Consider the following 11,108-nt stretch of genomic DNA (forward strand, 5'->3'; position numbering starts at 1 on the left):
GATTTATTGACAGTACATTCTAAATATGATATTATAAAATCAAATAATGATAATGATTTTCATTATTTATAAATTACCTGTCGAGGTGAGTTATTATGAGCATTTGCGATTTAAAGCCCGGTGAGAAGGGATTTATAAAAAATTTAAGTGGAGATAAAAGATTAGTTAAAAGACTTCTAGCGCTTGGATGTATAGAAGGTACCGAAATACTGGTAAAAACATCTGCTCCTTTGGGAGATCCCATAGTTATAAATTTAAGAGGCTTCAATCTGGCAATACGTAAAAGAGATGCAAAAAATATATCAATAAGCAGTTTAAGTAAATTGTAATAGTTAAGATATAAATATCGACGATATATGTGAGGCGGGAGGATTATTATGATTGTGGCAGCTTTATTGGGAAATCCAAATGTAGGCAAAACTTCTTTATTCAATCATTTAACTGGTTCCAATCAATATGTAGGTAACTGGCCTGGAGTAACTGTAGAAAAAAAGGAAGGTTATATAGATAATTCTATAAAAGTGGTGGATTTGCCTGGTATATATGCTATGGATACTTATTCCAATGAAGAAAAAGTATCAAAAGAATTTTTATTGAAGGGTAACCCGGATGTTATAATAAATATTGTAGATTCCTCTAATTTAAATAGGAATCTATATCTTACTACTCAACTAAAGCAATTTAACAAGCCCATTATATTGGTATTAAATATGCTAGATGTAGCTGAATCAAAGGGTTTTAAGATAAATTTTTCGACATTATCTAATGAACTGGAAGTAACTGTAGTTCCAATTATAGCAACTAAAGGTAAGGGAATAGATAAGCTTCTTGAAATTTTAAAGAACGGTGATTTTAAACAACCGCAAAACGATGATAAATTTGATTTCAAAGACGAAAGTGAAGCTTATCATTATATAAATGAAGTCCTAAAGAATTGTTTGACAAAGGTAAAAAAAGATATAACTTCCATTACTGAAAAAATAGACAAGATAGTTTTGAATAGGCTGTGGGCCTATCCCATATTTTTATTAGCACTTATATTAATTTTTAAATTCACCTTTAGCTGGGTAGGACAGCCTATGGCAGATGCTCTTGGTGATTTTGTAGATGGTTTCTTAACTTCACATTTAAAAATATTGCTTTCATCAACCAGTCCGTGGTTTAGTTCATTTTTAGTTGATGGTATTTTAGCTGGGGTAGGATCTGTAATTGTATTTTTCCCAGTTATATTTTGTTTGTTTTTAGGAGTATCCTTTTTAGAAGACAGCGGATATATGGCACGGGGAGCTTTTATAATGGATAAGCTTATGAGAAAGATGGGGTTATCTGGAAAAGCATTTATTCCACTTATAGTTGGGTTTGGATGTTCAGTTCCAGCTATTATGTCCTCTAAAACCCTGGAAAGTGAAAAAGACAGAAAATTGACAGCACTGTTAGTACCTTTCATGTCCTGTAATGCCAGGCTTCCAATATATTCACTTTTTGCATCTGCTTTTTTTGTAAATTATAAGACCACTGTAGTTTTTTCACTATATATTTTGGGAATTTCAGTAGCTTTTTTAATAGGAATTCTTTTTAAAAGTACTATATTTAAAAAAGATGAAGAACCTTTTATAATAGAACTTCCAGAATACAACATTCCTGAACTTAAAAGCTTATTACTGCATACCTGGGAAAAAGCTAAAGGCTTTTTGAGGAAAGCTGGTACAATAATATTTTCAATGTCTGTTCTGATATGGTTCCTGTCTAATTTCAATTTATCTGGCATGGTGGATATGGATAAGAGCATTTTATCTTCAATTGGTAATTTTATAAGTCCTATATTTGCACCTATGGGATTTGGAAATTGGCAGAGTTCAGTAGCTCTCATAACGGGAATTATGGCTAAGGAAATTGTACTGAGTACCATGGGAATTGTGTACAGTGGAAATTTAACTGCTGTATTGCCAAATCATTTTACAGCTATTTCCGCCTATTCATTTTTAGTTTTTGTACTGCTCTATACTCCCTGTATATCTACAATAGCAACCATGAAAAAAGAATATGGAAACAAAATGGCCGTTTTTTCTGTAGCATATCAACTTGTAATTGCCTGGATAGGCTCTTTCCTGGTATTTAGAATAGCTACTTTAATATTTAGCTAATTAGGAGGATATCTCATATGATATTTATAGAAATTACAATAACAGCTGTAATAGTAATAGTAGCAGGTTATCTACTGTATAAAAACCTTAAAATTAAATCAAGGGGCAAATGTGATTGCTGTTCTACCACAAATTGCCCATATCATAATATTAAGAAAAAAAAGTCTTGATTGCATATAATTAGGACTTTTTTAATGCATAATCCAATATATCTTCAATGGATACGATTCCTTTTACTATATTTTTATCATCAACTACGGGAATAGCTATTATGTTTTTTTCTCTCAATCTTTTTGCTACAGTAAAAATGTCCTCATCACTATAAGCAGTGACTACATTCTTTGTCATGGCCCAATCTACTGGACAAGTATCATAATGTCCCTCTTCCATGAGAAATCTATATATATCAGCCTTTACTATCATTCCTACTAGTTCTCCGTCTTCATCCACTACTGGTGCACCGTTTACATTGTGATTGTCCATCATTTTTAAAGCTTTACAAAGGCTATCTTTTTTCTTTAGCTTTATAATATGAGAACGCATTATTTCTTTTACTGTCATATACCCACCTCCCCTTTTATTATACAACATCTTAATAAATTAAAAAAGTTAATATAATCACCACATGGGTTTACAAATAAATGTTCTGTGGTACGGAAGGCAGGTTAATAACGAAATACCTACAATACCTACTTATACCCGGATACTACATTTCTTCAACTACATCAATCCCAAGCAAATTCAGTCCATTTTTTATTACGTGGCAGGTTGCCTTTACAAGCTGCAATCTAGCAAATTTTATAGCTTCGTCTTCTGCATTTAAAATGCTGTGTGCATTATAGAATTTATTAAAAGCTTTTGCCACATCTATTACATATCTGGTAACCATAAAAGGTTCTAATTTATTTATAGCATTTAATATAGAATCCCTAAAATTGTTTAGAACTTTTACGAGTTCAAATTCCTCTTTGCTGTTTAATTTGCTATAATCTGCCTGACTGTCAATGTATTCTGCCTTTCTGAGTATACTCTTCCCTCTGGCATAACTGTATTGAACGTAAGGTCCGGTTTCACCCTCAAAGTTCAGCATTTCGTTCCAGTCGAATACTATATCCCTCTCTCTGTTATTCTTTAAATAAGTAAATATTACAGCACCTATTCCCACTTTTTGAGCCACCTGAAGCTTATTTTCCAGTTTGGGATTCTTTTCATCTATTATTTCAAGAGTCCTCTGTACTGATCTATTTAAAAGATCCTCTAGGAATATCACGTCGCCTTTTCTGGTAGAAAGCTTTTTATCTGCAAATCTGACTAATCCAAAACCCGCGTGCACACATGAATCCGCCCAATCTTTTCCCATTAATTTAAGTGTAGTAAATACCTGTCTGAAATGAAGGGATTGATCCATTCCAACCACATATATGCATTTAGAAAAATTGTAAGTCTTTTTTCTGTATATAGCTGCAGCCAAATCTCTTGTAGCGTATATAGTGGCGCCATCTGACTTTTTCACAATGCAAGGAGGCATGTTATATTTATCCAGCATAACTACTTTTGCTCCGTTGCTCTCTACAAGAAGTCCTTTTTTATCTATTTCATCTATAACTGCATCCATTTTATCTGTATAGAAGCTTTCACCTGCGCAGGAATCAAACTCCACTCCCAATAGATCATATACTTTTTTAAATTCCCTAAGGCTTAATTCCTTGAATTTTTTCCAGAGCTCAACTTCCTCTCTGCATCCGTTCTCAAGTCTCTTGAAATGCAATCTGCCTTCTTCATTAAGCTCAGGATCTTTTTCTGCCTCTTTGTGAAATTTTACGTATATCCTTAAAAGCTCCTTTATTGGATTTTTATGAAGTTCATCTTCATTACACCACTTTTTATATGCAACTATGAGTTTTCCAAATTGAGTCCCCCAATCTCCAAGATGATTTATTCTAGTGCAATTATAGCCTTCAAAACTCATCATCTTATAGAGAGAATTTCCTATGGCAGTACTAAAAAGGTGACCTACATGAAAGGGTTTTGCAATATTGGGAGAGGAATATTCCACAACTATATTACTATCTTTACCTATAGATGAACTTCCATATTTATCTTTCTGCTCTAATATTTTGGTTATCACATTTTTTATAAATATATTTCTATCTACAAAAAAATTTAAATAAGCTCCTTTATTTTCAATTTTTTCAAAATAGTCTTTTCCTATTTTATCCTTTAGTTCCTGTGCAATTATATTAGGTGCTTTTTTCAGAGCCTTTGCCAATTGAAAACATGGAAATGCATAATCTCCCATTTCAGGTCTTGGAGGTATTTCTATCAATCCCTCTATAAAATCCAATTGCAAATCCGCATTTATGTTTTTTTGAATTTTTTCTGCTACCAGTTCCTTATAATCCATACTTTTGCTAAATAAACGTCAGCCTATTTAACACTTTTCAACTCCTTTCACAATCTACATTTCTTGATCTCGATTCCAAATTTATGTATTTTAATTATTTTTCATAGCCATGAGGATGCTTTTTGTGCCAATTCCATGCGGTTTCAATAATTTTTTCAATGGAATTGTATTTTGGATTCCAGCCAAGTTCTTCCATGGCTTTTTTAGAAGAAGCCACCAGAACTGCAGGATCTCCTGCTCTTCTTGGAGAAACTTCAGCCTTTATTTTCTCACCAGTTACCTGTCTTGAAATTTCAATTACTTCTTTTACAGAAAATCCCTTTCCATTTCCAAGATTGTATATTTTGCTTTCGTCATAATTCATAATTTTCTTCAGTGCCAGGAGATGGGCATCTGCCAAATCAGCGACATGTACGTAATCTCTTATACAAGTTCCATCCTCTGTATCATAATCATCTCCAAATATGAATATTCTATCTCTTTTTTTCAAGGCCACTTGAAGTATTATTGGAATTAAGTGGGATTCCGGCCTGTGATCCTCTCCAATAAGTCCATTTACATGTGCCCCTGCAGCATTAAAATATCTAAGTGCAGCATATTTTATTCCATAGGCTCTATCGCTCCACTTTAATATTTTTTCTACTGTGAGCTTAGATTCACCATAAGGATTTGTAGGACTAGTATGTGCATTTTCTAAAATAGGAATACTTTTAGGCTCTCCATATACAGCTGCCGTTGAAGAAAATACTATATATTTTACTCCATATTTTTTCATGGCCTTTATAAGATTTAAAGTACCTCCCACGTTATTCTGAAAGTACTTAATAGGTTTATCTACACTTTCTCCCACAAGGGAATAGGCTGCAAAATCTATTACCGCTTCAATTTCATTTTCTTTAAAAACTTTCTCTAATGAATTTTCTTCCCTTAAATCACCCTCATAGACTTTTCCGCCTAAAATGGAATTCCTATGTCCTTTTTCAAAATTATCCAACACTACAACTTTTTTTCCTTCCTCAAGCAGTCTTGCAACCATATGGCTGCCTATATATCCTGCTCCGCCGCAAACTAGAATTGGCATTATAAAACCTCCTAAAATACATAATAATATATATTTTATAACTAAATTTAGTTCATTTCAATTGCCCTTCCAGGTAAAACTCCTTTTTTGATCCTGCCATTTTCAAATACTATCTGTCCATTTACAATAACATAATGAATTCCCTCGGGATAGGTATCAGGTTTACCCTTTCCTAAAAATCTAGATTTATCACAAATAGTATTTAGGTCAAATACAACAAGATCGCCATCATATCCTACAGCCATTCTGCCTTTATTTTTAAGCCCTAATATACGTGCAGGTATCAGAGTACATTTTTTAATGGCTTCAATAGGTGAAATGTAATTTTTTTCCCTCACCATCTTTCTAAAAAATCGTGGAAAAGTACCCGCATTTTGTGGATGCCCCTCTCCCATATTGCCTGTAGGGCTGGCTCCTGAATCCGAGGAAGGTACTATATAGTCCTTTAAAAGTGCCTCGTAGATCTCATTCTCAATTCCAGTACTGCAGATTATCACTGCATTTTCCTTTTTATTTCTCAGTTTTTTATACAAATCCCGCGTAAGGCAATGCCCTTTTAAACTTCCAGATGCAATAAACAAATCACTCAGCTTCCAACCGAATTTTTTGATGTGATTTTCATCAAAAACACTGGTACATATACCTGTAGCAAAAGAAGTATACATACCGCTGTCCGCCCATATATTCACTCCTCTATCCCTTGCACGATCGATGATATCAAGTGCTTCTGTCATGACCCCTGTTCCATATTGATATACAAGGTGAGATACCTGTACTAAGGCTCCAGTAATCTCGGAAATTCTAACAGCTTCTCTAAGAGAATCTAAATCATTGGGGGCTCTAAGTCTTGTATGGATAGAAATTAATTTTTTATGCTTTGAAGCTACTTTGCTCAAGGCTATAACTTCTTCAAAAGAAGATCCTGGAGCATACTCAAGGCCAAAGGACAGCCCCACTGCACCGTTGTAAAATTCTTTTTCTAAGATAGTTTTCATTTTTCTTATTTCGTTCTCAGTAGCTCCAGTATATGGATTGGTAATTCCCACACTGCATCTCAAACTAAATGAATGTCCTATGAATTGAAGTTGATTTATTAAGAAACCATTTTTATTTTGCCTGTAAAAAAATTTATCTAAATTCAATGGCCCACCGCCGCAGTTGCCCCCTACTGTAGTGGTAATTCCTTGAACTAAAGACAGTTCTCCACAGTTAATATTTCCATCAATATGGGCATGAATATCTATAAATCCAGGACTTACTGTGCACCCTTTAGCATCTATTTCTACTTTTCCTCTTATATCCTCACTGGTAATTGCAGCTATTTTGCCATTCAGCAGTGCTATATTGGCTTTAAACATAACCTCCTGTTCTGGATCTGCCACTTGGGCATTTTTTATAACTACATCATAGATATCCATAAAGCTAACCTCCTTTCAAAATATTTTCTATGCTTAAAATCCTCTTTATCTTTGTTTGAATTCAGACCATATTAAATCATACGTTTTTGTAGCACTTCCCACATCTCTGAATCTCTCAGCTCTCTTTAATTCTGAATCAGGTATAAATACCGCCCTGTTGTTTAAATACTCCTTTGACATATATTTTTTAGCAGCTTTATTTGTATTTACATATTCATTTGCAGTAGTAGCTTCATTGCTTATTTTACCATCCAGCATAAAGTTTATAAATTTTTCTGCATTTTCTTTGTGAGGGGCTTTTATCGGTATAATAAAATTATCCTCTTCAGCATTCATTCCCTCTTCAGGGTATACTATCTTAAATTTAGGATTTGCTTTAACTGCTGCCGATGCTTGAGAACCATACATGAATCCTACTGTGGTATCGCCATTTATAAGGCTGTTATGGGGAGTATCTGCATCAAGTACTTTTACATTGGGCTTTAATTTAAGTAAATCCTGTTTAGCCTGATCCAATTTTTTAGAATCCGTTTCATTCATGGAGTAACCTAGTTTTTTTAGTGTCATTCCCAACACTATTCTTGGATCATCCACGAGAACCAATGAATTCTTAAGTGCAGGATTCCATAGATCTTTATAACCTCTTATTGGAAAATTTACTTTTTCGGAATTATATACAATCATCTGACTTCCAAGGGTGTAAGGCATGGAGTATTTATTCCCCTTGTCATAAACCTGATTCAAAAACTGTGGATCCACATTTTTATAATTAGGTATTTTTGCTTTATCTATAGGCTGCATCAAAATATTTTTTTGTTTCCCCATAACCTCAATAATATAGTCGCTGCATATTACTACATCATACTCAGAGCCTCTGGAGGCCTGAAGTTTTGCAAGCATTTCCTCGTTGGTAGAAAAATTGCTGTAATTTACTTTTATTCCAGTTTGTTTTTCAAACTCATTTACTACTGAATCAGGCACATAATTGGCCCAGGTAAATAGATTTACCACTTTTTCACTATTGTCGGATGTAGGTTTACTTTGAATGCTACAGGCAGATAAAGCAAAGATAAAACAGACACTTGTTATCCCTAAAATTAATATTTTAAACGGATTTTTTTTCATTATACATTCCTCCTTGATCCTATATTAATCGCAATATAATTCATTTATAGCTACTTCTATTTTCACACTTTCTTTGTTCCCATTGTTTTAATAAATTGTACCATAATTAGAATTCCAAACGTAATTAAAAGCATCAAAGTACAAAGTGCGTTGATTTCTGGTGATAATCCAAATCTAAGCATGGAAAATATTTTTATAGGTAAAGTAGTACTTTCTGGACCAGATACAAAAAAATTTATAATTACATCATCAAAAGACAAAACAAAAGCAATCATAGCTCCTGATAATATACCAGGTAATATAAGTGGAAGGATAATACTTGTAAATACTTTAAATCTACTTGCCCCGAGATCCATTGCAGCATCTTCGATACTGGAGTCAAATCCGGCCAATCTTGATTTTACTACAATAAATACAAAAGGTATACTAAAAGTAGTGTGAGATAAAACTAAAGTACCTATTCCAAGAGGAAATCTCATCTGAGAAAAATACATGAGCAGAGCAATACCCATTATGACTTCGGGGATAACAATAGTTATGTCTAAAAGCCCTTCCACTAAATTCTTCCCTTTAAAATTATACTTATATAGTCCAACAGCTCCTATTGTACCTATTATAGAGGAAATTACAGTGCTTACAATTGCTATGGTTAAACTGTTCTTGAATGCAATTATGACATTTAAATCCTTAAATAACTTCCTATACCAGTCCATAGTAAATCCCATCCATTCAGTCCCTGCCATTGATTTATTAAAGGAATAAACTACGACTATAAATATAGGTAAATATAAATATATAAATATCATTCCAATATATATATTGGAAATTTGCCTAAAAAATTTAGTCTTCATCAGAAAACCTCCAAGTCAATTTTCTTTCCAAGCAATTTTATACTTATACCTATAATAACCAAAATAGCAATCATCATAATTATGGATACAGCTGCTCCAAAAGGCCAATCTCTTGAAACTAAAAATTGGTTTTTAATAAGATTCCCTATAAGCATAACCTTGCTTCCACCCATGAGATCACATATATAGAACAGCCCCAAAGAAGGTATGAAAACCAGTATGCATCCTGCAATTATTCCAGGCATAGTAAGAGGCAAAGTTACCGTTAAAAAAGCCTTAAGAGGATTTGCCCCAAGATCTTTAGCTGCATCAATGAAGATCCCTTCAATTTTTTCTATGGAAGTATAGAGAGGAAGTACCATAAATGGAAAAAGGGCATATATCATTCCTACAAGCACTGCACCATATGTGTAGAGCATTTTCAGAGGTTCACTTATAAGTCCCATTTTAATAAGTACATTGTTTATAAGTCCCCCTGTACTCATAAGTATCATCCATGCATAAGTTCTTATAAGGGAATTTGTCCAAAAAGGAATAATTATCAACATTACGGCCAATATGCGAAATCTTTTTGGTATTTTTGCCACTAAATAGGCAAAGGGATATCCCAGGAACAGTGTACATAAAGTGGTTGTAAATGCAATGGAAACAGAGTCAAGAAAAATTCTGAGATAAAGTGGAGAAAAAATTCTCTTATAATTTTCTAAAGAGAATATAACGTCAATTCCCCCATTTATCCCTCTCTGAAGAAAACTTATAAAAATTATATATAGAATTGGCACTGCCATAAAAAATATCATCCACCCGGAAATGGGAAGTATAAAAAAACTCTTTTCAAAATTCGGAATTCGTCTTTTAACTGTATTTTTTACCACCGGTGTTTCACTTCTGCTGCTCAACTCACCATCACCTTTTTTCCCCGATCTGATTTATTGTCATTTTCACAATTTATTATCACTGCATCCTCTGGATCCCAATATATCCAAACATGTTCATTCATTTCTGGAATCTTAAGATCTTTATTATAATTAACTGAAATTACCTTTCTTCCATCTTCCAGTACAAAAATGGTTTTTATGTTGGATCCCAAATATACATTTTCCCTTACTACAGCTTTGAGATTAAAATGTTCAATACTTGTTAGAGAGTATTTTATATTTTCAGGTCTAATAAGTATACAAACTTTATCTCCTATTTCCAGTGACTTATTATTTACAAGTATTTGTGAATTTTTTGTTCTCAACAGAACTTTGTTTCCCAAAATTTCTTCTACAGTTGAATCAAACAAATTTGACTCACCTATAAAGCTAGCCACAAACTTGCTTTTTGGTCTTTCATATATATCTTTAGGGTCACCTAGCTGTTCTATAGCTCCAGCATTCATTACGACTATCCTATCGGATATATAAAGAGCTTCTTCCTGATCATGAGTTACATAGATAAAAGTTATTCCTAATTTTTGCTGGAGAGATTTTAATTCACTTTGCATTTTTTTTCTAAGTCTGAAATCCAATGCACCTAAGGGTTCGTCCAAAAGCAATATTTTGGGGTTATTTATAAGTGCTCTTGCAATTGCTACTCTTTGTTTTTGTCCTCCGCTCAATTGATCTGGCATCCTCTTTTCATAACTATTAAGTTGTACAAGTTCCAGCATTTTAGTCACACGCTTTTTTATCTCTGATCTTGGGATCTTTTTGATTTTCAAGCCATAAGCTATATTTTTGTAGACATTCATATGAGGAAAAAGAGCATAATTTTGAAAAACAGTATTTACATTGAGCTCATAGGGTTCCTTATCTTCTATATGCTGACCATCTAATAATATATTTCCGCTAGTAGGTTTTTCAAGCCCGGCAATCATCCTGAGAGTAGTAGTCTTGCCACAGCCGCTGGGGCCAAGAATAGTTAAAAATTCGCTCCTTTTAATATCCATAGAAATATTCTTTATTACTTCCTGATTATTAAAAACTTTTACTAGGTTGACTAGTTTAAGTATAGTATCCAATTTTTTCACCTCCAGATTATAATGTGTGTCTTATACACATCTGACGCTGCCGACGAAGCTAGAAGTGTAGATCTCGGTGG

11 protein-coding genes are annotated in these 11,108 nt (G+C 33.4%); 3 read left to right on the plus strand and 8 right to left on the minus strand.

The features are described 5' to 3' along the window. The first annotated feature begins 95 nt into the window (after positions 1 to 95). Genes J5G60_RS12515 through J5G60_RS12525 form a run of 3 tightly spaced genes read left to right on the plus strand, consistent with a single transcriptional unit; the run spans position 96 to position 2,314 of the window. The gene (locus J5G60_RS12515) at positions 96 to 329 is read left to right on the plus strand and encodes a FeoA family protein (protein ID WP_150358056.1); all 234 of its coding nucleotides are present in this window, start codon (positions 96 to 98) and stop codon (positions 327 to 329) included. A gap of 48 nt (positions 330 to 377) precedes the next feature. Next, positions 378 to 2,144 carry a ferrous iron transport protein B gene (gene feoB / locus J5G60_RS12520; RefSeq protein ID WP_150358055.1) on the plus strand — a complete coding sequence of 589 codons (1,767 nt, stop codon included), beginning with the start codon at positions 378 to 380 and terminating at the stop codon, positions 2,142 to 2,144. A gap of 17 nt (positions 2,145 to 2,161) precedes the next feature. Continuing rightward, on the plus strand, positions 2,162 to 2,314 hold the full coding sequence (locus J5G60_RS12525; protein WP_207708013.1) for a FeoB-associated Cys-rich membrane protein: 153 nt from the start codon (positions 2,162 to 2,164) through the stop codon (positions 2,312 to 2,314). A 10-nt stretch (positions 2,315 to 2,324) separates the two neighbouring features. On the opposite strand, the gene J5G60_RS12530 is transcribed toward J5G60_RS12525, so the two are convergent. The 8 genes from J5G60_RS12530 to J5G60_RS12565 all read right to left on the minus strand — a co-directional run bounded on the left by J5G60_RS12530 (position 2,325) and on the right by J5G60_RS12565 (position 11,028). Beyond that, the gene (locus J5G60_RS12530) at positions 2,325 to 2,705 is read right to left on the minus strand and encodes a CBS domain-containing protein (protein WP_150358054.1); all 381 of its coding nucleotides are present in this window, start codon (positions 2,703 to 2,705) and stop codon (positions 2,325 to 2,327) included. A gap of 145 nt (positions 2,706 to 2,850) precedes the next feature. Further along, positions 2,851 to 4,548, minus strand: coding sequence for an arginine--tRNA ligase (gene argS, locus J5G60_RS12535; RefSeq protein WP_150358053.1), 1,698 nt, complete (start codon positions 4,546 to 4,548; stop codon positions 2,851 to 2,853). A 94-nt stretch (positions 4,549 to 4,642) separates the two neighbouring features. Next, positions 4,643 to 5,629: a UDP-glucose 4-epimerase GalE gene (gene galE, locus J5G60_RS12540; protein ID WP_150358052.1), complete on the minus strand. Its 987-nt coding sequence runs from the start codon at positions 5,627 to 5,629 to the stop codon at positions 4,643 to 4,645. A gap of 47 nt (positions 5,630 to 5,676) precedes the next feature. Beyond that, a complete protein-coding gene (locus J5G60_RS12545; RefSeq protein ID WP_150358051.1) occupies positions 5,677 to 7,047 on the minus strand; it encodes an N-acyl-D-amino-acid deacylase family protein in 1,371 nt (456 codons plus the stop codon). A 45-nt stretch (positions 7,048 to 7,092) separates the two neighbouring features. Next, on the minus strand, positions 7,093 to 8,172 hold the full coding sequence (locus tag J5G60_RS12550; protein WP_150358050.1) for a polyamine ABC transporter substrate-binding protein: 1,080 nt from the start codon (positions 8,170 to 8,172) through the stop codon (positions 7,093 to 7,095). A gap of 62 nt (positions 8,173 to 8,234) precedes the next feature. After that, positions 8,235 to 9,023, minus strand: a complete 789-nt coding sequence (locus J5G60_RS12555; protein ID WP_150358049.1) for an ABC transporter permease — start codon at positions 9,021 to 9,023, stop codon at positions 8,235 to 8,237. Continuing rightward, positions 9,023 to 9,922, minus strand: a complete 900-nt coding sequence (locus tag J5G60_RS12560; RefSeq protein ID WP_328707012.1) for an ABC transporter permease — start codon at positions 9,920 to 9,922, stop codon at positions 9,023 to 9,025. Before J5G60_RS12560 ends, J5G60_RS12555 begins: the two co-directional genes overlap by 1 nt. Beyond that, the gene (locus J5G60_RS12565) at positions 9,919 to 11,028 is read right to left on the minus strand and encodes an ABC transporter ATP-binding protein (protein WP_150358048.1); all 1,110 of its coding nucleotides are present in this window, start codon (positions 11,026 to 11,028) and stop codon (positions 9,919 to 9,921) included. Before J5G60_RS12565 ends, J5G60_RS12560 begins: the two co-directional genes overlap by 4 nt. Positions 11,029 to 11,108 lie beyond the last annotated feature (80 nt).

It is taken from the genome of Clostridium sp. HV4-5-A1G, assembly GCF_900184915.1.
Classification (GTDB): Bacteria; Bacillota; Clostridia; order Clostridiales; family Clostridiaceae; genus Clostridium_B; species Clostridium_B aromativorans.

Excerpts from the sequence above, each read along its gene's own strand:
- J5G60_RS12525 (WP_207708013.1), top strand. The coding sequence starts at position 2,162 with ATGATATTTATAGAAATTACAATAACAGCTGTAATAGTAATAGTAGCA.
- feoB (WP_150358055.1), top strand. The coding sequence starts at position 378 with ATGATTGTGGCAGCTTTATTGGGAAATCCAAATGTAGGCAAAACTTCT.
- J5G60_RS12550 (WP_150358050.1), bottom strand. The coding sequence starts at position 8,172 with ATGAAAAAAAATCCGTTTAAAATATTAATTTTAGGGATAACAAGTGTC.
- galE (WP_150358052.1), bottom strand. The coding sequence starts at position 5,629 with ATGCCAATTCTAGTTTGCGGCGGAGCAGGATATATAGGCAGCCATATG.
- argS (WP_150358053.1), bottom strand. The coding sequence starts at position 4,548 with ATGGATTATAAGGAACTGGTAGCAGAAAAAATTCAAAAAAACATAAAT.
- J5G60_RS12545 (WP_150358051.1), bottom strand. The coding sequence starts at position 7,047 with ATGGATATCTATGATGTAGTTATAAAAAATGCCCAAGTGGCAGATCCA.
- J5G60_RS12555 (WP_150358049.1), bottom strand. The coding sequence starts at position 9,023 with ATGAAGACTAAATTTTTTAGGCAAATTTCCAATATATATATTGGAATG.
- J5G60_RS12515 (WP_150358056.1), top strand. The coding sequence starts at position 96 with ATGAGCATTTGCGATTTAAAGCCCGGTGAGAAGGGATTTATAAAAAAT.
- J5G60_RS12530 (WP_150358054.1), bottom strand. The coding sequence starts at position 2,705 with ATGACAGTAAAAGAAATAATGCGTTCTCATATTATAAAGCTAAAGAAA.